The sequence below is a fragment of the Blautia sp. AF26-2 genome, from assembly GCF_003460955.1.
Taxonomy (GTDB): domain Bacteria; phylum Bacillota; class Clostridia; order Lachnospirales; family Lachnospiraceae; genus Fusicatenibacter; species Fusicatenibacter saccharivorans.
Window position 1 is genome coordinate 13,827 of sequence record NZ_QTWD01000014.1, and the last position, 22,603, is coordinate 36,429.

The 22,603-nt window shown below is 48.9% G+C and carries 19 protein-coding genes and 1 other RNA gene; 4 read left to right on the plus strand and 16 right to left on the minus strand.

Annotation, left to right across the window (positions count from 1 at the left end; translation table 11 throughout):
* Nucleotides 1-1,308, minus strand: a complete 1,308-nt coding sequence (locus DWY63_RS15620) for a LysM peptidoglycan-binding domain-containing protein (protein WP_055226858.1) — start codon at nucleotides 1,306-1,308, stop codon at nucleotides 1-3.
* Nucleotides 1,309-1,508: 200 nt separating this feature from the next.
* Here DWY63_RS15620 and yyaC point away from each other — a divergent pair, with 200 nt between their 5' ends.
* Nucleotides 1,509-2,096, plus strand: coding sequence for a spore protease YyaC (yyaC, locus tag DWY63_RS15625; protein WP_055226856.1), 588 nt, complete (start codon nucleotides 1,509-1,511; stop codon nucleotides 2,094-2,096).
* Nucleotides 2,097-2,187: 91 nt separating this feature from the next.
* Here yyaC and DWY63_RS15630 read toward each other — a convergent pair whose 3' ends face one another.
* The 9 genes from DWY63_RS15630 to ffs form a co-directional block, all read right to left on the minus strand.
* Entirely contained in the window at nucleotides 2,188-3,129 is a 942-nt protein-coding gene (locus DWY63_RS15630; RefSeq protein ID WP_055219295.1) for a transketolase family protein, read from the minus strand.
* The gene (locus DWY63_RS15635) at nucleotides 3,117-3,956 is read right to left on the minus strand and encodes a transketolase (RefSeq protein WP_055219293.1); all 840 of its coding nucleotides are present in this window, start codon (nucleotides 3,954-3,956) and stop codon (nucleotides 3,117-3,119) included. The genes DWY63_RS15630 and DWY63_RS15635 overlap by 13 nt, the downstream gene beginning before the upstream one ends.
* Before the next feature lie 109 nt (nucleotides 3,957-4,065).
* Complete coding sequence (fsa, locus tag DWY63_RS15640) at nucleotides 4,066-4,719, minus strand: fructose-6-phosphate aldolase (RefSeq protein ID WP_022463272.1); 654 nt, start codon at nucleotides 4,717-4,719, stop codon at nucleotides 4,066-4,068.
* A 280-nt stretch (nucleotides 4,720-4,999) separates the two neighbouring features.
* Complete coding sequence (locus tag DWY63_RS15645) at nucleotides 5,000-6,103, minus strand: LacI family DNA-binding transcriptional regulator (protein ID WP_022463271.1); 1,104 nt, start codon at nucleotides 6,101-6,103, stop codon at nucleotides 5,000-5,002.
* A 2-nt stretch (nucleotides 6,104-6,105) separates the two neighbouring features.
* Nucleotides 6,106-6,702, minus strand: a complete 597-nt coding sequence (gene recR, locus DWY63_RS15650) for a recombination mediator RecR (protein WP_022463270.1) — start codon at nucleotides 6,700-6,702, stop codon at nucleotides 6,106-6,108.
* Entirely contained in the window at nucleotides 6,702-7,055 is a 354-nt protein-coding gene (locus DWY63_RS15655) for a YbaB/EbfC family nucleoid-associated protein (RefSeq protein ID WP_022463269.1), read from the minus strand. The genes recR and DWY63_RS15655 overlap by 1 nt, the downstream gene beginning before the upstream one ends.
* A 33-nt stretch (nucleotides 7,056-7,088) precedes the next feature.
* A complete protein-coding gene (gene dnaX, locus DWY63_RS15660; protein WP_055226854.1) occupies nucleotides 7,089-8,738 on the minus strand; it encodes a DNA polymerase III subunit gamma/tau in 1,650 nt (549 codons plus the stop codon).
* Nucleotides 8,739-8,881: 143 nt separating this feature from the next.
* Nucleotides 8,882-9,961, minus strand: a complete 1,080-nt coding sequence (locus DWY63_RS15665; protein WP_022463267.1) for a 6-phosphofructokinase — start codon at nucleotides 9,959-9,961, stop codon at nucleotides 8,882-8,884.
* 194 nt (nucleotides 9,962-10,155) lie between these two features.
* Nucleotides 10,156-10,418, minus strand: an RNA gene (gene ffs, locus DWY63_RS15670) — signal recognition particle sRNA large type.
* Between the two features lie 214 nt (nucleotides 10,419-10,632).
* Between ffs and DWY63_RS15675 the strand changes: the two genes are divergently transcribed.
* The 3 genes from DWY63_RS15675 to asnA all read left to right on the plus strand — a co-directional run bounded on the left by DWY63_RS15675 (nucleotide 10,633) and on the right by asnA (nucleotide 13,589).
* A complete protein-coding gene (locus tag DWY63_RS15675; RefSeq protein ID WP_022463266.1) occupies nucleotides 10,633-11,376 on the plus strand; it encodes a ThuA domain-containing protein in 744 nt (247 codons plus the stop codon).
* 133 nt (nucleotides 11,377-11,509) lie between these two features.
* The gene (locus DWY63_RS15680) at nucleotides 11,510-12,361 is read left to right on the plus strand and encodes a sugar phosphate isomerase/epimerase family protein (protein WP_117802591.1); all 852 of its coding nucleotides are present in this window, start codon (nucleotides 11,510-11,512) and stop codon (nucleotides 12,359-12,361) included.
* A gap of 214 nt (nucleotides 12,362-12,575) precedes the next feature.
* Complete coding sequence (gene asnA, locus DWY63_RS15685) at nucleotides 12,576-13,589, plus strand: aspartate--ammonia ligase (RefSeq protein WP_022463264.1); 1,014 nt, start codon at nucleotides 12,576-12,578, stop codon at nucleotides 13,587-13,589.
* A 150-nt stretch (nucleotides 13,590-13,739) separates the two neighbouring features.
* On the opposite strand, the gene DWY63_RS15690 is transcribed toward asnA, so the two are convergent.
* The 6 genes from DWY63_RS15690 to rpsL form a co-directional block, all read right to left on the minus strand.
* Nucleotides 13,740-17,135: a DEAD/DEAH box helicase gene (locus DWY63_RS15690; RefSeq protein ID WP_117802592.1), complete on the minus strand. Its 3,396-nt coding sequence runs from the start codon at nucleotides 17,133-17,135 to the stop codon at nucleotides 13,740-13,742.
* A 21-nt stretch (nucleotides 17,136-17,156) separates the two neighbouring features.
* Nucleotides 17,157-17,612 carry a DUF2399 domain-containing protein gene (locus DWY63_RS15695; protein ID WP_117802593.1) on the minus strand — a complete coding sequence of 152 codons (456 nt, stop codon included), beginning with the start codon at nucleotides 17,610-17,612 and terminating at the stop codon, nucleotides 17,157-17,159.
* Nucleotides 17,613-17,945: 333 nt separating this feature from the next.
* The gene (gene tuf, locus DWY63_RS15700) at nucleotides 17,946-19,139 is read right to left on the minus strand and encodes an elongation factor Tu (protein ID WP_022463261.1); all 1,194 of its coding nucleotides are present in this window, start codon (nucleotides 19,137-19,139) and stop codon (nucleotides 17,946-17,948) included.
* Between the two features lie 198 nt (nucleotides 19,140-19,337).
* Nucleotides 19,338-21,455, minus strand: coding sequence for an elongation factor G (gene fusA / locus DWY63_RS15705; RefSeq protein ID WP_117509903.1), 2,118 nt, complete (start codon nucleotides 21,453-21,455; stop codon nucleotides 19,338-19,340).
* 15 nt (nucleotides 21,456-21,470) lie between these two features.
* Nucleotides 21,471-21,941 carry a 30S ribosomal protein S7 gene (gene rpsG / locus DWY63_RS15710; protein ID WP_022463259.1) on the minus strand — a complete coding sequence of 157 codons (471 nt, stop codon included), beginning with the start codon at nucleotides 21,939-21,941 and terminating at the stop codon, nucleotides 21,471-21,473.
* 174 nt (nucleotides 21,942-22,115) lie between these two features.
* Complete coding sequence (gene rpsL, locus DWY63_RS15715; protein WP_022463258.1) at nucleotides 22,116-22,532, minus strand: 30S ribosomal protein S12; 417 nt, start codon at nucleotides 22,530-22,532, stop codon at nucleotides 22,116-22,118.
* Between the last annotated feature and the right edge of the window lie 71 nt (nucleotides 22,533-22,603).

The following is a 22,603-nucleotide window of genomic DNA, read 5'->3' on the forward strand; positions in this document are numbered from 1 at the left end:
CTATTTTGGGAGGTATATTTTCTGCCCCGCATATATGAGATCTTCCACCGCGATCTGGTTCAGTTCGCAGATATCTTTCACTCTGCTCATCGTTCCGTAATATCTCTCACTGATTTTCGAGAGGCTGTCCCCCTTCTGTACGGTGTACTCCTGCCAGACCTGCGCGGCGGTTTCTGCCGTCTCACTGCCGGAAGCAGTTCCCGGGGCGGACGATGGCTCTGCTCCCGGTGCTGGATCTGTCTGCACCGTACCGGTATTGTTCTCCGCTGCACCAGTCTGCTCCCCGCCGGATGTGCTTTGCTCTCCGCTGCCTGCCGGATCCGTTCCGGATAAATTCTGCTCCTCACTTACCGCCGCGCTCCCGCTCTCATTTTCCGTTTCCAGTTCCGTTCCTGTGCTTTCCGGTGTCGAAGTATTTTCCCCTGTGTTTCCCTCTTCCGCCGCTGATGCTTCCGCTGCACTCTCCGCCGTCTGTGTCTTCTCTCCCTGTACGTTTCCCGCCACTGCTACCGTCTGCTCCTTTGTTTTCCCCGGAAACGGCAGCGCATCTCCGTATTTCTGCGTCACCGTCACAAGAAGCGCCGCAGCCGCGCATGCTGTCATCGCATAGAGGATCGGCTTTCTGTGATCGTGTTCCGGCTCCTCCCCGCTCTTCTCCTCAATCATCTTCCGAAAATCGCTGACAGCGCGGTCGGGCACGCTCTCTCCGTTTTCGATCGACCGGTTCTGATTCTGATCGATCAGATACGACTGCATCGGCTCATTCTTTTCATAATAAATGTAAAAGCCTCCCGTGCTCCGCAGGGTGCCGCCCTCGTACGTATAGAAGGTTTCCTCTTTTTCCTGTCCGTTGACGCGGAACAGCGTCTTGTCATTTCCGCCGAAGTGGTTCAGATGCGCTCGGATGATCTGTTCATTCAGATCCTCCCCGTACCCCGGAAGAGAAAGTGCCCAGCCGAGGATCTGCTGGTTTTTGAAATATTTTTCCATCACATCGTGGACCTCCGTCCATACTGCATCATCGAAGACCAAGTGATCCGGCGCCGGCTCCATCGTATGAATCGCGGCCGCGCTGCGGATAAAAAAGTAGGAAATTCCGTCCGCCCACTTAAATTCACCGAACAGCATGGCGGCACGTCCCTCTGGTGCGGAAAAATATTTTTTCAGAAAGGTTCCGACATAATCTTCCAGATAAATCCGCTCCCTGCCGTTCGTATCACCGACCTGGCGGATATTTTTCGGCAGATGAAAGTATCCCTCGTTGCCGTTCGCCTGCTCTTTGTTTTCTTTATAGACAATCTCAATCATGCTTTTCACCCCTTTTTGCCTACTTTATCACGGATGTTCCGCGAAAAAGATCGTTTTGGGGCAGGGCTGTCACGGTTTTTTCCGACTGTTTTCCCGTTTTTCTGCACCGGAGGGCATGTCATGTTTTTTTCATTGCAGGAATAGTTTATACCATATACGGTTAAACTGTGGATGATTCTTCTGAAAGGCAGGTACCGGTCATGTTTCGAAAAAAAGACGCCGAAGTTTACTACATCAATGAGCGAAGCCGCAGCGCCAGCGAAGAGCTGGCGTCGCTGTTTTCTTACTGCATTCAAAAGGACGGACGCATGTTCCGTGAACTGGTATTTCTCTGCATCGGAAGCGACCGGATCACTGGGGATTCCTTAGGACCGCTGATCGGGTACCAGCTTTCGCCGTACTGCAGCCGCATTTTTCATGTCTATGGAACGCTGGATGACCCGGTGCACGCCCTGAATCTACCGGACCGGATTTCGTACATCCATTCCCGCCACCCGGAGGCACTGCTCGTTGCGATTGATGCTTCGCTTGGTTCGCGGCGTCATCAGGGATACATCACGATCGGAAACGGGGCGATCCGGCCGGGCGCGGGGGCAGGGAAGACGCTGCCCGAGGTCGGGGATATTTTTATCACAGGCATTGTGAATGTATCGGGCAGTTTTGAACAGCTTCTTCTGCAGACAACCCGGCTTGCCACGATTTTCCATATGGCGGAATCCATCTCGCAGGGAATCCTGCTCGCCTGCCGGGAACTTGAGGCGGCCGGGACAAGCGAACTTCTGCTTTAAGAAAAACTGCAGACAGCAAAACAGGCAGAGACTGCACCATTTTCCGGTGTGGCCTCTGCCTGTTTTCTTTTGTCATTTATTTCGAAAAATCTTATTTACAGAACTCTTTTACCTGCTCGTAAACGCCCTCGCCGTCGAGTTTGTATTTTGCAAGAAGAGCGGCTGCCGGGCCGGACTCTCCGAAGACGTCCTGTACACCGATTTTTTTCACCGGAACCGGGCATTTCTCTGCCAGTGCATCGCAGACTGCGCTTCCAAGTCCTCCGATCACCGAGTGCTCTTCTACGGTTACGACTTTGCCAGTCTCTTTTGCTGCTGCAACGATCAGCTCCTCATCCAGCGGTTTGATGGTGTGGATGTTGATGATCTTGGCATCAATGCCGTCTGCGGCAAGTTTCTCTGCTGCTTCCAGAGCGGAGCTTACGCAAAGGCCTGTTGCAACGATGGTGACATCCTTGCCTTCACGGAGAACAACGCCTTTTCCGAGCTCAAATTTGTAATCCGGTCTGTCGTTGATCACCGGCACTGCCAGACGTCCGAAACGAAGGTAAACCGGTCCGTTGTATTCATAAGCTGCTTTCACGCAGGCTTTTGCCTCTACATCATCTGCCGGGTTCAGGATGACCATGCCCGGGATGGTTCTCATCAGGGCGATATCCTCGTTGCACTGATGTGTTGCGCCGTCTTCTCCTACGGAAATTCCGGCATGGGTAGCACCGATTTTTACGTTCAGATGCGGGTATCCGATGGAGTTGCGCACCTGCTCAAACGCACGGCCTGCGGCAAACATCGCGAAGGTGCTTGCGAACGGAACGATGCCTGTGGTGGAAAGACCGGCAGCGATTCCCATCATATTACATTCTGCGATACCACAGTCGATGTGGCGGTCCGGATATGCTTTTTTGAACACACCGGTCTTGGTTGCTGCTGCAAGGTCAGCGTCGAGTACGATCAGATTGTCATGCTCTGCGCCAAGCTCAACCAGTGCATTACCGTAACTTTCTCTTGTTGCGATTTTCTTTACTTCTGACATAACGCTTCACCTGCCTTTTCCAGTTCTGCCATAGCAATTGCGTACTCTTCATCGTTCGGAGCTTTTCCGTGCCAGCCTACCTGGTTCTCCATGAAGGAAACGCCTTTTCCTTTTACGGTCTTTGTGATGATGGCGGTCGGCATGCCTGTTACGGTGCGCGCCTCATCAAATGCAGCTTTCAGCTGATCGAAATCGTTGCCGTCCGCTACGTTGATTACGTGGAAGTTGAATGCCTCGAATTTTTTGTCGATCGGGTACGGGCTGTTGACATCTGCTACGTTTCCGTCGATCTGAAGTCCGTTGTTGTCTACGATCACAACGAGGTTGTCCAGATGTTTTGCTCCGGCAAACATGGCTGCCTCCCAGACCTGTCCTTCCTGGATTTCACCATCGCCAAGAAGTGTATAAACACGAAATGCTTTGTTCTGCAGTTTTGCACCGAGTGCCATTCCGACTGCTGCGGAGATTCCCTGTCCGAGGGAACCGCTTGACATATCAACGCCCGGGATATGTTTCATATCCGGATGTCCCTGCAGGTAAGAGCCAAGGTGACGAAGGGTCAGCAGGTCTTCTTTCGGGAAGTAACCTTTTTCAGCCAGTGCTGCGTAGAGTCCCGGCGCTGTGTGGCCTTTCGAAAGTACAAAACGATCGCGGTCCGGATCTTTTGGATTTTTCGGGTCCACGTTCATTTCTTCAAAATACAGATACGTGAAAATATCGGCTGCAGACAGAGATCCGCCCGGATGGCCGGCCTTTGCTGCATGAACGCCGCTGACGATCCCTTTGCGGATCTCATTGGCCGTCTTCTGAAGTTCTAACTTGTTCATGTCTTTTCTCCTTGTTTAGTTGGATCGGAATCAAAAGCTGGAAATATCGCTATTGTTCACTTCGTTCACAATACCATATTTCCAGCTTTTATGCAATCATGTTTAGGTCTTATTCGCCGAATACAGCTTTGTAGTCAGCCTGGAATTTTGCAATTCCGGCGTCGGTCAGCGGATGTTTGGTCATCTGTACGATTACGTTGTATGGAACAGTTGCAATGTCTGCACCAGCCAGTGCGCAGTCGGTTACGTGGATCGGGTTGCGGACGCTTGCTGCGATGATCTCGGTGTCGATGCCGGCTACGTCGAAGATCTCAACGATTTCACGGATCAGATCAACGCCGCGGGTGCTGATGTCATCGAGTCTTCCAAGGAATGGGGAAACATAAGTTGCACCTGCTCTTGCAGCCAGAAGTGCCTGGTTTGCGGAGAAGATCAGGGTTACGTTTGTCTTGATGCCCTCTGCGCTCAGAACTTTAACAGCTTTGAGTCCTTCTACGGTCATCGGGATTTTAACAACCATGTTTGGATGGATGGCTGCGATCTCACGGCCTTCTTTGATCATGCCTTCTGCATCTGTTGTGGTAGCTTTTACCTCGCCGCTGATCGGTCCGTCTACGATCTCGGTGATCTCTTTGATGACCTCTTTGAAGTCACGTCCTTCTTTTGCGATCAGGGACGGGTTGGTGGTAACGCCGCAGATAACGCCCATGTCGTTTGCTTTTTTAATGTCCTCTACTTTTGCTGTGTCGATGAAAAATCTCATGTTGTTTTTCCTCCCATATTCATACTTTCGTACGGTTTCGGGGCCTGTTGTTTTCCGCAGAACGGCTCCGTTTCTCTGTTATCTCCAGTATAGATATGTTTGGTTTTTCCGTCAAGTCGGCCTCATTTTTATTAATTAATTTTATTATTTATAAATACTATTTCATAAATAACTCTGGCGGATTTTTTCTCATTTTTTCCGGTTTTTCCTTTTCTTTGTGTTTTCCCGGTTTGCGCCGGAGCTGTTTTATTCAAAATTATTAATAATAACTTCAGCCGTCCTATTTATTTTTTAATTTTTCGGTTCTTGCATACGAAGTGCTGCGCCGCACGATCAGTTTCGGCTCATACTCGACATGATACGTGCTTAAGGGTTCATTGCCGTCCTGGCTTTCCCGAAGAGACTGGATTTTCCGCAGGATGATATCGCACGCATCGCGGCCCTTCAATGGCACATAGTGGTCGATCGTCGTCAGGGAAATCGAGCGGAAGCTGGAATAGACAGTGTTGTCACATCCCACTACGGAAATATCCGCCGGAATGCGCAGTTTGCTCTCGAGCACGGCGTCCATGATCCCGAACGCGATCATATCATTCATGCCGACGATTGCCGTAAGGTTCTTGTCCTCCCGCAGCAGTTCCTTCGTCAGATAATAGCCCATCTTGTACTCAGAATCCATACTCGGGATCACCTCGTCGAGGTCCTCATCCGCCGATTTGACGATCACGCCGTCGCCGTATCCTGCCTCCTCAAACTCGCGCACAAAGCCCTCCACGCGTTTCAGGCGCTGGCCCTGTTTGGAAGTCAGCGGAGGTGAAACAAACGCCACATGCCGGTGTCCCAGTTCCAGCAGGTGGCGTGCCATCAGCCTGCCGGGTTTTGCATTGTTCAGCTCAACCGCATCAATTTCCAGCAGCTCTTCCCGGTTGTTGATGATGACAAGCGGAATCTCCGCGGCCAGCTCCTCCACTTTTTCCTTGCAGCTTCTGCTCGGATTGCAGGTGTAGATAATGCCGCGCGGGCGCACACTCTTCATCATCCGAAGATAATTCTCTTCGATTTTCAGGTCCCTCTGCGTATTGCAGACAAAGACCCCGTAATTCTTCTCTTTTGCAACTTCTTCGATGCCGTGCAGCAGCATCACATAGTAAGGATTCGTCAGCGTCGGACAGAAGACGACGATCAGCTTGTTGCCGTTCGACTCTCTTCTCATCTTCCGCCGCGGAATCTGGTAGCCCAGCTCTTTTGCCGCCGCCTCCACTTTTTCTACTGTTTCCCGCGAGAACGAAACGTTTTCCCGCCGGTTCAGGATCATGGAGACCGTCGCCTGGGATACGCCTGAGGCTGCTGCGACATCACTGGATGTCACTTTTTTTCTGCCCATAATTACAGCTCCGTTCTGCCCTCTAACGCACGCAGAAGGGTGACTTCGTCAATATTTTCCAGATCGCCGCCCACCGGAACGCCGCTTGCAATCCGCGTCACCTTGATTCCGGTCGGCTTGATCAGCTTGCTGATGTACATGGCCGTTGTCTCGCCCTCCAGGCTGGAGTTCGTGGCAACGATAACCTCCGAGACATCGCCCTGGAGACGCTGCATCAGCTCTTTCAACCGGATGTCGTCCGGCCCGATTCCCAGCATTGGGGAGATTGCCCCGTGCAGGACGTGGTAAACACCGTCGTATTTTCCGGTTTTCTCGTACGCCGCAAGGTCCTGCGTCGTCTCCACCACCATGATCACGCTGTGATCGCGCTTGACATTGGCACAGATCGGGCACAGTTCTTTGTCGGTCAGCGTCTGGCAGCACTTGCAGTACTGAACGTGGGATTTTGCTTCTGTGATCGAATCGGCCAGCCGTTTTGCCTGGTCGGCCGGCATATTCATGATATGAAATGCCAGCCTCTGTGCGGTTTTCACACCGATTCCAGGCAGATGGGACAGCTGCTCGATCAACTGATTGATGTATCCGCTGTAGTAATCCATCAGAACGGGAATCCTCCGCCCATGCTGCCAAGTCCGCCGGCGAGTTTGCCCATAGCTTTGGCTGCCTCGTCCTCAACTTTGCGCAGTGCTTCGTTGGTTGCTGCCATGATCAGATCCTCGAGCATTTCTACGTCGTCCGGATCTACGGCATCTTCGCTGATTTTAACTTTGGTTACTTCTTTTTTACCGGAAATGGTTACTTCTACGGCTCCGCCGCCTGCTGTCGCAGTGAACTCTTTCTCCTCGAGCGCTTTCTGGTTCTCTTCCATCTGCTTCTGCATTTTCTGAGCCTGCTTCATCAGATTGTTCATGTTGCCCGGCATTCCTCCCGGGAATCCTCCTCTTTTTGCCATGGGTAATATCCTCCTGAAAAATTTGTTTTTAATCTATTCTTCCCCGTCGTCGAAGTCGCTCTCGTCGTCCTCCTCGACCGGGATTCCATGAATCGCCTGCGTCAGTGCATCATCCACGGAAATCGTGGAGAGCGCGGCGTTTGCATGCTGGTCTGCTAAAATGAGCTGGACCTCTACGGTTTTTCCAGTCATCTGTTCAATAATGGTGCGGATCTCATCGGCTGCCTCCGGCCGCTCAACGTAGATGGATGCGAGCTGGTCTGCAAACTCAACAAACAGTTTGGCATCGCCCGTCTCGCTGTTGTATTTCGGAACGGCGCCCTGCAGAAACTGGCGGAACATGCCGCTTGTCTGGCCGACAATTGCCTTCCAGGACGCGCTGATGCGCTGTAAATCCGCCGGTGCGGCTTTCACTGGTGCCGGTGCACTCTGCGGTGTTTCTGCCGCCGCATAGCCGTCTCCGGCCGCTCCGGAGCCTCCTGCACTGCCGTTTCCTGCTCCCGGTGCATTTGTCACCATCATCGGGATTCCGCGCTCCATTTTTTCTTCGAGAATCCTAAGACGCTCCAGCACGGATTCGAGGTTCTGCTCCATCTGCGGTTTGCAGAGTTTGACGAGCGCCACCTCAACGAGCACGCGCTTCTGCGCCGCATAGCGGAGCTGGCCGGAGAGCTCGGATAAAACGCGGATATAGTGGATCAGCGTCTCATCGTCTACCATCGTGCTCTCTTCTTTTAAGAGCTTCAGGTTTTCTGTAGAGACGTCGAGCAGTTCTTCGGTTTCATCTGCGCTTTTTACCAACAGCAGATTCCGCAGATACCACGTAAAGTCGGTAACGAACTGTCCCAGCTCTTTTCCGCGGTTTAAAAGGGTTTCCAGCGTGCGGATGCTTCCCGTTACATCCCCGGCGAGGATCGTACGGAGCATCTGGCTGAAGATTTCGGTATCAACAGTTCCGAGAACCTCAAGGACTTTATCGTACGTCAGCTTCTGCCCGAGGTAGAAGGCGATGCACTGGTCCAGGAGGCTTAACGCGTCTCGCATGGAGCCGTCGCCCGCCTTTGCGACGTAGCGGATGGCTTTTTCTTCGACGTCCACGCCCTCTTTTTCCATCAGTTCACTAAGACGCGCCGCGATGGTATCGATCGTGATGCGGCGGAAATCGTACCGCTGGCATCTGGAAAGGATCGTCACCGGGATTTTGTTTGCCTCTGTGGTCGCCAGGATGAAGATGACATAGGACGGCGGCTCCTCCAGGGTTTTTAAGAGTGCATTGAACGCTCCGGTAGAAAGCATATGCACCTCGTCGATGATATAGACTTTATACCGTCCCTGTGTCGGCCGGTAGGCTACCTCCTCACGGATTTCACGGATGTTGTCGACACCGTTGTTCGATGCCGCGTCGATCTCGATGACGTTCGTGGAAACGCCCGCCAGAATCGCCTTACACGTCGGACATTCGTTGCACGGGCTTCCGTCCACGGGATGTTCGCAGTTGACCGAGCGGGCGAGAATCTTGGCGATCGTCGTTTTTCCTGTTCCGCGGGTTCCGCAGAACAGGTACGCATGACCGATGCGGTCCGCGCGGATCTGATTTTTTAATGTTGTTACAATGTGATCCTGTCCTTTTACATCCTCAAAGGTGGAAGGACGGAATTTTCGGTACAGAGCAGTATAGCTCATAAAATTTTTCTCCTTTTATTGCATCGGCATGGAAGCCTGCCGCCGGCAGTTTCTTTTGGACAGCAGTGCAACAGAAGAACGGAGACCTTGTTCTTCTTGCTTTAAGGCCTCCGTTCTTTTTCCTTGCCTTTTTCGGGAACGCATCAATCGCCGAAGCTGATTCCCATCCGTTTTGCCTGCAGGACTTCCTGTGCATTCGGATCTACGGTCTTTAATTTTCCAGCGCACTCGCCCAGCGGAATTTTCTTTACTTTTCCGTTGACCATTCCGACCATGTAGCCGTACTGTTTGTCCAGAATAAGCTGTGCTGCCTCGGATCCGAGTCTTGTGGAAAGGACACGGTCATACGGACACGGGCTGCCGCCTCGCTGCATGTGCCCCGGTACGGTGACGCGGATTTCCATGCCTGTCTTTGCCTCGATTTCTTCTGCGATCTTGTAGGATACGGACGGGTATTTCTTTGCGATTTCTTCCTGACGTTTTTTCAGCTCTTTCTTCGGAAGTGCTGCGTCTTCTTTTGCAATTGCACCCTCGGCAACGGCAAGAATGGTGAATCCGCTTCCGCGCTCTTTTCGTCTGTTGATGGCCTCGCATACTTTTTCAATATCGTATGGAATTTCCGGAATCAGGATAACGTCTGCGCCGCTTGCGATTCCGGCGTACAGCGTCAGCCAGCCTACTTTATGACCCATAACCTCTACGATAAAAACTCTCTGGTGAGAGGAGGCTGTTGTATGGATGCAGTCGATCGCATCGGATGCAATATTGACGGCACTGTAGAAACCGAAGGTCATATCCGTTCCGTAGATATCATTATCGATGGTTTTCGGAAGATGGATAATATTCAGTCCTTCCTCTCTCAAGAGGTTTGCTGTTTTCTGGGTTCCGTTTCCGCCAAGAATGACAAGGCAGTCCAGAAGGAGCTTGTGGTAGGTATGCTTCATTGCTTCCACTTTGTCCAGACCGTTTGCATCCGGGGTACGCATCAGCTTAAACGGCTGACGTGAGGTTCCGAGAATAGTTCCTCCCTGTGTTAATATACCGGAAAAATCTTTTGCACTGAGCATGCGGTAATCGCTGTAGATGAGGCCTTTATAGCCGTTCATGAATCCGTATACTTCGAGATCTTTTACATTGTTTGCAAGGCCTTTTACGACTCCGCGCATGGTCGCATTTAATGCCTGGCAGTCTCCGCCGCTTGTTAACAGACCAATTCTTAACATATGACTTTTCCCATCCTGTTCTTTATTAGATTTTCACGACTGCTTCTTGTTTCTTGGCAGTATTATGGAATGTTTACATTATACCCTATTTTTTTCGTTCTCACAATAGTTCGGGGGAAGAAAGCGCGGGAGTTTCTATTTTTTGTACGAAAAAAGGAAGTCTGGGGTTCAGGCTTCCTTGGATTTTCTTTTTTATGCGCGCCGCACTTCGAACTCTCACCACGAACGTTACTCCTACAGCCTACTCGGCCCAGGCACCCTCACGGCACACAGGAGATTCCACTTAGTGCTGCTGCATTCCTGCCCTGACACGGTTCATGGAGTCCTGTTGCGTAAGACCCAGACGTCAACGTCACTTATAGAAGGCAGCTTCGCAATGAAAGAGCCCTCGGATTGGCATCACCCCCGCTGTAGCGGATTGCGGGTACAGGGCACCGCTATCTCCCCGGCTGCGCATTGTTTAGTATACGGGATTTCGGAGGGGATGTCAAGGAATTTGTGAATTGAAATATTGATATAGCACGAGTATAATTTATAGTAAGGCCAGAAAATAACGCAAAAATTCAGTACCGCAGAGTGTGAACGACTGCTTTTTTCATTATTTTCAAGATTTGCTATCGATAATTTTTTGAAAATGATACATTTTTTTCTTATAGAAGGAGGATGGACGAATGATACGAGTTACGGTCTGGAATGAGTTTCAGCATGAGCGAACGCAGGAGAAAGTGAAAGAGATTTATCCGGACGGGATTCACACCTGTATTGCAAAGTTTCTGAGACAAGAGGAGGAGCTTTCGGTTCGGACGGCTGTGTTTGACGAGAAGGAGCATGGGCTGACGGAAGAAGTGCTGGCAAATACCGATGTGCTGGTGTTCTGGAATCATATGCTGCAGGAGGAGTTCTCGGACGATGTGGCCGAGCGGGTTCGGCGTCATGTGCTGGCCGGAATGGGGCTGGTAGTCCTGCATTCAGGGCATTATTCCAAGATTATGCGGAAGCTTCTCGGAACAAGTATGACGCTTCGGTGGCGGCATGGGGATCGTGAGAGACTGTTCTGTACGTGTCCGACCCATCCGATCGCGCAGGGAATTCCGGCATGGGTGGATATTCCGGAGGAAGAGATGTATGGGGAGTTTTTTGATATTCCCAAACCGGATGATGTGGTATTTACGGGATGGTTTGCAGGCGGTGAGGTGTTCCGCAGCGGATGCACCTTTACACGTGGGCTGGGCAAAATTTTCTATTTTCAGCCGGGACACGAGGAATACCCCATTTACCATATGCCGGTAATTCAGAAGATTATCAAAAATGGGGTGCGCTGGTGCGTTCCTGTAGTACGAAGACCGGCACCACTGGATAATGCATGGGTGAATCCATCTACGGAGGAAGTGTATCTTTCTTCACACCAAAAATAGCAGCTGCAGTTTACCGATATCTGTATCCCGTTTGATTTTTTCAAAACAGGGGTCTGATTTCACGATCAAAAATGTTCTGCAATACGCGGATGGAATCTGTGTACACATTGCATAAATCAGGAGGAAATGTTATATGAGAAAGCTTTCCGTTTTTTACGAACACATTCTACAGGCGTGTGAGCAGTCCGGTAAGACGATTCCGGAAGTGCTCGCGTTCTGCAGGGAGCAGGGAATTTCGGCTGTTGAGATGAACTACAGTCTGTTTGCATCAGAAAGAGAGGTCATTGCCCCGATGCTTTCCGATGCGGGGCTGGTGATCAGCTGTATGCATGAAACCTTTGATTTTTCCCATGATACGGATCTTGGCAGAGCACAGCAGATGCTCGATACTGCGGCATCGCAGCAGGTTTCGCGTGTCCTGTTTGTTGCAGGCGCGCTTGAAACTGCCGAAGCGGCAGAGCTTGCAGCCTGCAGCAGCACCTATGAGGCAACGAGTACTTTTATGGCCAAAAACAAATCAATTCAAAATATGGTACATGCGCTTTCCTCACTCGCCGAATATGCGGCTTTACGTGGCGTTTCGATTACCTTAGAGGACTTTGACGGTTTTTTACAGCCGTTTGCACGCACATATCCGCTGCTCTGGTTTATGGAGCACGTGCCGGGGCTGCGGTATACGCTTGATATCGGAAATTTTGCTTTCAGTGATGAGGATGTTTCGTATGCTGCCTGGCTTCTGAAGGATTATATTGTCCATGTTCACTGTAAGGATCGTGCCGAAAGTCCGCTCGTTCACGGACGTTTCTGCCGCGGCCTTGGCCAGACACCGGCCGGAACGGGATATCTGCCGATGGCAAAGCTTCTTACAGATTTAGAAGCGTGCGATTACGACGGTTATCTCGCCATCGAGCATTTCGATGCACCGGATCAGTTATCGTTCATCGAACAGTCCGCAGCGTTTCTGCGCCAGTGGGTTTCCAAATAATTCCGCCTCTTTCATAAGCGCTCTGATTTTCGGAAAATTTCGTATTTCCGGGGAGAAATTCAGCAAGGAAAATATGTCGAAAAAATTCTTTACTATCTTTGGTTTTTTCGTATCTTTTCCTTGCTTTCCAGGGAAAACATGGTAAACTAAATTTGAAGCTTTTTGAGAAGGCATGATTCGAAAAGCAAATCTAAAACAAGAGGGTTTTAAAGTAATGGGAGAAATTATTATTCCGCAGGGTTACAAATCTGCATTAAACCTCCACGATACACAGGTGGCAATTAAAACAGTAAAGGATTATTTCCAGCATGAGCTGACACATCGTCTGCATCTGCTCCGTGTAACAGCTCCACTTTTTGTACAGCCGGAAACCGGCTTGAATGACAATCTGAATGGCGTAGAACACCCGGTTTCTTTTGAGTTAAAGGATCAGGGTACCAAGAAAACCGCTGAAATTGTTCAGTCTCTGGCAAAATGGAAACGGTATGCACTTCACAAATACGGCTTCTCTGAGGGAGAAGGCATCTACACCGATATGAACGCCATCCGCCAGGACGAGGTGACCGACAACATTCACTCCGTTTACGTGGATCAGTGGGACTGGGAAAAAATCATGTCCCCGGAAGAACGCAATCTTGATTTCTTAAAGAGTACCGTAAAAGATATCTATGAGGCACTGAAAAACACGGAAAAACATATGGCAGACCAGTACGACTACATCGAAACCATTCTGCCGGATGAAATTTTCTTTATCACTTCCCAGGAACTTGAGGATCGCTATCCGGATCTGACTCCAAAGGAAAGAGAGTATACAATCACCAAAGAAAAAGGTGCTGTCTTTATTATGCAGATCGGCGGCGTGCTTGCTTCCGGAGAGCGTCAGGACGGACGTTCCCCGGACTACGACGACTGGTCCTTAAACGGCGACCTGATCGTTTATTATCCAGTGCTTGACATCGCTCTTGAGCTCTCCTCCATGGGTATCCGCGTCAACGCAGATGCTCTCCGCGCCCAGTTAAAGGAATGCGGATGCCAGTCCCGCGCGAAGCTTCCCTTCCAGAAATCCATTCTGAACGGCACTCTCCCGCAGACAATCGGCGGCGGTATCGGACAGTCCCGTATCTGTATGTTTTTCCTGCGCAAAGCGCACATCGGAGAGGTACAGTGCTCGGTATGGCCGATGGAGACACGAGAGGTGATGGATGTGATGAATATTCAGCTTCTGTAAGATTGGTTTCGAATAGACTATTACTGTAAAAGGGATACGTTTCCTGTCCGCCCGTTTTCAGGGTATGACAGAAACGTATCCCTTTTATATTTTCCTGCATTGCTGCTGCATTTCGTCCTTACATCAAATCTTTTTCTGCTTTTTGCGGTTTCAGAACCGTTCTTCCAAAAGCTCAAGCAGTTCCTCTCTCTGAAAGGATGCTGTCTTAATTTCATCACCGGAAAGGATCTCTTCCGCCAGCTCTTTTTTCCTCTGCTGAAGCTTGATGATTTTTTCCTCGATGGTTCCTTTTGCAATCAATTTGTATACCGTCACAACATTTTTCTGCCCAATACGATGTGCACGGTCTGTCGCCTGATTTTCAACAGCAACATTCCACCATGGATCGTAATGGATGACGATATCCGCGCCGGTCAGGTTCAGGCCGGTTCCACCTGCTTTCAGGGAAATACAGAATACAGACGTGTCATCCCGGTTGAACTGTTCCACCATTTGTGCACGCTGCTCTTTTTTCGTGCTTCCCTGCAGGACAAAGTAGCTGATGCTTTCTTCCTGCAGACGCGCGGTCAGGATCTCGATCATCGAAGTGAACTGGGAGAACAACAGGATTTTGTGGCCGGATTCCACAGCACTCTGAATCAGCTCGATACAGAGATCGAGTTTTGCCGAACCGCCTTCGTAATTTTCGTAAACAAGCGCAGGATCACAGCAGAGCTGACGCAGCCGCGTCAGTTCAGAGAGCACCTGGAACCTGGAATCGGCAAATTCTTCCTCTGTCTGGTTCTGCAGCATAAGCGCCAGCCGCTGGGCATGTGCATGATACAGCTCCTTCTGCTTCTGTTCCATGCAGGCAGCCATATTTTTCTCAATTTTATCCGGCAGATCCTTCAGCACTTCCTTCTTCAGACGGCGCAGAATAAACGGACGGATCATCTTTTGCAGACGTTCTAATCTTTCTTCGTCGCCGTTCCGCACAATCGGAAGTTCAAACTGCTCGCGGAATTTCTGATATCCATAGAGGAATCCCGGCATCAGATAATCAAAGATGCTCCATAGTTCACTTAACTGGTTTTCTACCGGTGTTCCGGTTAATGCCAGGCGGAACGATGCATGGATCGTTTTCACGGCTTTTGCTCCCTGCGTTGCGTGATTTTTGATGAACTGCGCCTCATCAATGATCTCGCAGAAGAATGGGAGATCCTGATACAGTTCGATATCGCGGCGGAGCAAATCGTACGAGGTAATCAAAATATCCTGCATACCGGCATTTTGGATCATCTCTTTCCTCTGTTCCTGTGTGCCGGCGACGAGTCTCGTCTGCAGCTCCGGAGCAAAGCGGGCACATTCGCTCTCCCAGTTATAGACGAGAGATGCCGGTGCAACGATCAAAGAACGACGATTTGCATCTTCGGGTGCTTCCTGCATTTCAGATAAGAGAAAGGCGATGGTCTGCAGCGTCTTTCCAAGTCCCATATCATCCGCCAGAATACCGCCAAAGCCGTTCTGGCATAAGGTTTTCAGCCACCAGAATCCTGTTTTCTGATATTCACGGAGCTGTGCCTGCAGATTGTCCGGAAGTTCAAAATCGTTCTCCTCTGCAGTTTTCATATTTCGGATCAGCATACGGAACTCGCGGTTTTTCTCAACCTGAAGATCATCCTGCTCTTTTAAACGGGTATCGAGGTAGAGTGCTCGGTATTTCGGAATTGTGATCTCGCCGCTCTTCAGCTTTGCCTCGGAGATCTGCAGATTTTCCCGCAGTTCCGAGAGAACGCGGATACCGTCCTCGTCCATATCCATAAATTCACCAGTCCTCAGGCGGTAAAATTTCTTTTTCCGGTCATATTTTGAAAGAATCTCTGCCAGTTCCTCCATGCCAAAATTGCCCGGATTCAAATGAAGTTCCAGTACATTTTCTGCGAGGGATACACCGACAGAAACTTTCGGGGACGGGATGACACGGATCGCTTTTAACCGGTCAGAAACAAAAATTTCGCCCAGTTTCTGCAGATCTTCCATACCGCTGCTTAAAAACTCATACATCTCATCGGCTCCCTGGAGAAGCATCTGATGTTTCCGCGCATCATAGGCGCTGAAACAGGATCGAACGAGCTGGTTTGCCGCTGCTTCTTTCCGTACATCACGGCCATGGGAAAGCTGATGGATATCGTTTGCATCTGCAAAAACATTGTATTTTTTCTCGCCATAGACAGCCAGAAGTTCGCAGGTAATCATATCATGCTGCGGCGCATCCAGATAAATCTGAAATTCCACCTGCGGCGGAAGATACTGCTGTAATTCCAGCTTTTCTTCTTTTTTTACCTTAAAATGTTCCTCCAACACCGGAAGAAGTCCCTGGCAGAAGGTCGGGATATCTTCTTTTGCAATTTCACAGACTCCGTCCGGACATCGCTCCATATATTCCAGGAAGTCGCAGACTTCTGCTATCTCTTCCCTTGGGATTCGGTAAATTGTATTTTTTTCTGAAAGAAAATACAAATATTTTCTGCCATAAAAAATGGGATCCGCATACATCTGTACCTTTAGGCCATCTGCTTTCCGTAAAAGCTTCATTTCATACTGCGGCATCCCCTCCTGGCAGTGCCACAGTTTTTCTTCTCTCCAGTTCGTACGACAAAAGAACTCCTGGCTGCCAACAGCCTCAAAAAATTCATCCATATTCTGCACAGAAATCATCACATAACGGTCATCAAAGCAGGACGCATAGCTGCCGGTACCTATCTGATAGCATGAGCCGCATTCCATGGTATATGCGCTCAGAAATTCTACCATCGGACGGCTTTCTTCTTCAAAAGCATCCATACAGTGCAAAAAAGAAAGCTGCGCACCGTAGCTGACCGTTTCCATATTTTTTACAGCTGCTGTCATTTTGGAAACACTTTTTAATACATACATCCTTTTGCTTCCGATTTTAAATTCTGCCCGAAAGGAATCGTCAAACTGGCTCTCCAGATGAATTTCCAGTTTAACCTGACCTGCTTTTGCTTTCGGCAGAAAAGCAACCTGATCCCGCATCACATAATGTGAAAGCAGTTCAGAAAAACCGGGGCTTGTCTCTGCTTTTGGTGTTGGTTTTACTACTTTTCTGACAATTTTATGTTCTCCCTGGAATTCTTTCATTCCTTTTTTCACGCCGACAGCACGAAGAAGCTGCTCCAGTTCCTGATGTTCTTCGTCATTTCTCACTTTTTCTTCCAGTTTTTTTCTCTCTTTTTTCCGCCATTCAAGATAGTACAGCAAAACAGCGACACAATGTTTGCACAATCCCCAGTACTGCTCATGTGCCGGACAATCACAATCATCTTCCATAATTTCAGACATTTCTTCATCTACAGAAACGCTGACACAATACATATTTTTTCCGCTTCCGTCTACGACAGCTGTAATTTTATGCAGTTGATATCCGAAAATATCCTCCATTTCCTGTACCTGAAAAGCATGCACTTTCTGTTCTTCATAGATCTTTTTTCCACGGTTATATGATACGGAATTCGTCTCCTGTTTGATGTCCGCCTTTGTAATCATGCTGGTAAAATCCTTTCTGTTCTATCTTTTCCCATCATTCACAATTCGTATTTTACAGATTCTGGTTTTGATCACATCCGGGTCAAGATCTCCACTGTAGTAAATGGGAATCCCACTCTGTACGATCAACGAAATCAGTTTTAATGCTGCATACCGCGGCTGTCCCGACGTACACAGCAGCGACACATTCTTTCCCTGCACCTGTTCCATAAGATAGCTGAATACCATTTCGTTTTCCACAATGTATACACACGTTCCGACAGGCTGTACTTCTGTAATACCCTTCAGATTTTCCATGGTAAGCACATACGGTTCCCCGCATCGGCAAAAGGCTTCATATGCCGGATGCCATATCTCCTGTTTTTTCAAACGAATTCCAAACGCATGTACCAGGGAAGAAATGTTATCCGGTACAATTCCCACGCACTGCAGCAGTTCTCTCCATTGCATTCGGTACTGATAAATAAGAGGTTTCATCAATTGCCTCCAAGTAGTCCATCTTTTTTCCTTTCTTATTCTCTTTTATTTCAACTAATAAAAATTATATCATATCCTGCTATATATGATAAGTTTCTTTTGGTTAAAAACAGAAAAACCCCGGCCGCCTTACGGCGCCGGGGTCTCTTACGTTTGAGCACAAGTATCTTTCGATACAATTATATTTTATTTCCCGCAGTGCTTTCCTCGATTTCGCTTCGCTCCATCTCGGTCGGGCTGTCGCCCTATAAATTCTCCGACTAATGCCCTTGTGTGAGCAAGCTCCCACCGGTCATTACTCTCCGAATTTGCACTGCTCATAGATAACCGAAATTAGTCGATCAGAGTAGCAACACGGCCTGATCCAACGGTACGGCCACCCTCACGGATAGCGAAGGTAAGACCCTGATCCATAGCGATCGGGTGGATCAGTTCGATGGTCATCTCAACGTTATCGCCAGGCATGCACATCTCAGTTCCTTCCGGAAGAGTGATAACACCTGTTACGTCAGTTGTACGGAAGTAGAACTGCGGACGATAGTTGTTGAAGAATGGAGTATGACGGCCACCCTCGTCTTTTGTCAGAACGTATACCTGAGCGGTAAATTTGGTATGGCAGTGAACGGTACCTGGTTTAGCCAGAACCTGTCCTCTTTCGATCTCTGTTCTCTGAACACCACGAAGCAGAGCACCGATGTTATCACCAGCCTGAGCCTCATCGAGGAGTTTACGGAACATCTCGATACCAGTTACAACAGTTTTCTTGGTCTCTTCTTTCAGACCTGCGATTTCAACTTCCTCATTCAGATGAAGAACACCAGCCTCAACACGGCCAGTAGCAACAGTACCACGACCAGTGATGGTGAATACGTCCTCTACAGGCATGATGAAATCTTTATCAGTGTCACGCTGCGGATCCGGGATCCAGCTATCTACTGCATCCATAAGCTCCATGATTTTATCTCCCCATGGGCCAGCCGGATCTTCCAGAGCTTTCAGAGCAGAACCCTGGATGATCGGAGTGTCATCTCCCGGGAAGTCATACTCGTTCAGCAGCTCACGGATCTCCATGTCTACCAGCTCAAGCAGCTCTTCGTCGTCTACCATATCGCATTTGTTCATGAATACAACGATGTAAGGTACACCTACCTGACGGGACAGAAGGATGTGCTCTTTTGTCTGAGCCATAACACCGTCTGTAGCAGCTACTACAAGGATAGCTCCGTCCATCTGTGCAGCACCAGTGATCATGTTCTTTACATAGTCAGCATGGCCTGGGCAGTCAACGTGTGCATAGTGTCTTTTCTCTGTCTGATACTCAACGTGTGCAGTAGAGATTGTGATACCACGCTCTCTCTCTTCCGGAGCTTTATCGATATCTTCGAAGTTCTCAGCAGTGTTTCCTTCTACTCTGGTAGAAAGTACTTTTGTGATAGCTGCGGTCAGAGTTGTTTTACCATGGTCAACGTGGCCGATGGTACCAATGTTACAATGCGGTTTTGTTCTTTCAAATTTAGCTTTAGCCATTTTAAAATGTCCTCCTTAAAATTGCGCCCAGTGGGCTTTTTTGAGACTAAATTGGTGGCAGGAACCCACCTGAATCGTAAACCTGCTAAGTCTGATTATATTGCATTTCTGTCCTATTTGCAAGGGAAATCTTTGAAAAAGATATACATTCAGGCTGTGCAGCCGGTAAGGACTGCACAACCAGTACGGTTTCTCAAATTATTTTGCTTTTGCAGACAGAACTTTTTCCTGTACGTTTTTCGGAACCTGCTCGTATTTATCAAAGAACATGGAGTAGTTACCACGTCCCTGAGTTTTCGAACGAAGGTCTGTTGCGTAACCGAACATTTCAGCCAGCGGTACGAATCCACGGATCATCTTTCCGCCGCCGATGTCATCCATACCCTCGATACGACCACGACGGGAGTTGATATCACCGATAACATCACCCATGTAATCTTCCGGAGTGGAAACTTCGACTTTCATGATAGGCTCAAGAAGAACCGGAGCACCCTTCTGCATAGCTTCCTTGAATGCCAGAGAACCAGCAATGTGGAATGCCATCTCAGAAGAGTCGACCTCATGATAAGATCCGTCGTATACATTTGCATGAACGCCGACTACCGGGAAGCCTCCCAGGATACCGGCTTTCATAGCCTCTTCGATACCTTCGCCTACAGCCGGGATATACTCTTTCGGAATAGCTCCACCAACAACGGTAGACTCGAATTTGTAAATTTCTTCGCCGTTTGCATCCATAGGCTCGAATTTAACTTTACAGTGACCATACTGTCCACGTCCACCAGACTGTTTTGCATATTTGCTGTCGATGTCTGCCGGTTTGGTAATGGTCTCTTTGTATGCAACCTGCGGAGCACCTACGTTAGCCTCTACTTTGAACTCACGAAGCAGACGGTCAACGATGATTTCCAGATGCAGCTCACCCATACCAGCGATGATGGTCTGACCAGTCTCCTGATTGGTGTGTGCACGGAAGGTCGGGTCCTCCTCAGCCAGTTTTGCAAGGGACTCACCCAGTTTGCCCTGGCCTGCTTTTGTCTTAGGCTCGATAGCCAGCTCGATAACCGGCTCCGGGAACTCCATAGACTCAAGGATTACCGGATGCTGCTCGTCGCAGATGGTATCACCTGTTGTGGTGAACTTGAATCCGATTGCAGCTGCGATGTCACCGGAGTAAACTTTATCCAGCTCCATACGTTTGTTTGCATGCATCTGAAGGATACGTCCAACACGCTCTTTTTTATCTTTTGTTGCATTCAGTACGTAAGAACCGGAGTTCATAGTACCGGAGTACACACGGAAGTATGCCAGTTTACCAACGAATGGGTCTGTCATAATCTTGAATGCCAGTGCGGAGAACGGCTCGTCATCGGAAGAATGTCTTACGATCGGGTTTCCGTCCAGATCGGTACCCTCGATTGGCGGGATATCGGTCGGAGCCGGCATGTACTCAAGGATAGCGTCCAGAAGTTTCTGAACACCTTTGTTTCTGTATGCAGAACCGCAGCATACCGGTACAGCTGTACACTCGCAGGTAGCTTTACGCAGAACTGCTTTCATCTCGTCAACAGACGGGATATCATCATCCAGATAACGCATCATCAGCTCATCATCCAGCTCGCAGATCTTTTCGATCAGTTCTGTATGATACAGCTCAGCGTCGTCTTTCATATCTTCCGGAATATCAGTGATGGAGATATCATCACCCTTATCGTCGTTGTAGATGTAAGCTTTCATCTCGAACAGATCGATAATTCCCTTGAACTCATCTTCCTTACCAATTGGAAGCTGAAGGCAGATAGCATTTTTACCAAGTCTGGTCTTGATCTGATCTACAGCATTGTAGAAGTCAGCACCAAGGATGTCCATCTTGTTGATGAATGCCATACGCGGTACGTTGTAGGTATCAGCCTGACGCCATACGTTCTCAGACTGAGGCTCTACACCACCTTTTGCACAGAACACGCCGACAGCGCCGTCCAGTACACGAAGAGAACGCTCTACCTCTACGGTAAAGTCAACGTGGCCTGGGGTATCAATGATGTTGATACGGTGCTCAAGAGCGCCCGGTTTCGGCTTGCAGTTCTCTTCCAGAGTCCAGTGGCAGGTTGTAGCAGCTGAAGTAATTGTGATACCACGTTCCTGCTCCTGTTCCATCCAGTCCATGGTAGCAGTTCCTTCGTGAGTATCACCAATCTTGTAGTTAACACCGGTATAGTACAGGATACGCTCGGTCAGGGTTGTTTTACCTGCATCGATGTGGGCCATAATACCAATGTTTCTGGTTCTCTCTAATGGATATTCTCTTCCAGCCAACGGATTTTCCTCCTCTTAGAATCTGTAGTGAGCAAATGCCTTGTTAGCCTCTGCCATCTTATGAACTTCTTCTTTCTTCTTCACAGAAGCACCTGTGTTGTTAGATGCATCCAGAATCTCGTTTGCCAGTCTGTCTTCCATGGTACGCTCGCCTCTCTTGCGAGAATAAGCGGTCAGCCAACGAAGGCCAAGAGCCTGACGTCTGTCCGGTCTTACCTCGATCGGTACCTGATAAGTAGCACCACCGATACGTCTTGCTTTTACTTCAAGAACCGGCATGATATTGTTCATTGCTTCTTCAAATACTTCGATTGCTGGTTTTCCAGCTTTTTCTTCTACTTTAGCAAATGCGCCGTATACGATTTTCTGGGCAACGCCTCTCTTACCATCCAGCATGATGTTGTTGATCAGCTTGGTTACCACTTTGTTATTGTATAACGGATCTGCTAAAACATCTCTTTTCTGAGTATGTCCTTTACGTGGCACGTTACTTCCCTCCTTAACCATCATTCGATTAAATCATCGGTACTCACACTTATTTGCAGTATGTCCGCGCGTGTAACTTCTCTATAAATCCGCAGCCGTGGGGATTTATGGAATAACGCACAACATTTCGCTTTTTTTGTGATACTAGATATATCTCGAACTCGTTTTACTTAATTATTTCTTTTTCGGTCTCTTAGCACCGTATTTAGAACGGGCCTGTTTTCTGTTAGCAACACCTGCAGTATCAAGTGTACCACGGATGATGTGGTATCTGGTACCTGGCAGGTCCTTAACTCTTCCTCCACGGATCAGAACAACGCTGTGCTCCTGAAGGTTGTGACCTTCTCCTGGGATGTAACTTGTTACTTCGATTCCGTTGGAAAGACGAACTCTGGCGATTTTACGAAGAGCTGAGTTAGGTTTTTTCGGTGTAGCAGTTTTAACAGCTGTGCACACACCTCTCTTCTGAGGAGAAGACATATCTGTGGATTTCTTTCTCAGAGAATTGTAGCTTTTCTGCAGTGCCGGCGCGGTAGATTTCTTTACGGAAGTCTCACGGCCTTTTCTTACTAACTGGTTGAATGTTGGCATTCCATTTCACCTCCTGATAGATTTCTCCGTGTGTCCCACGGGGTTTCATACGGCTGCTTTAGTTCAACATA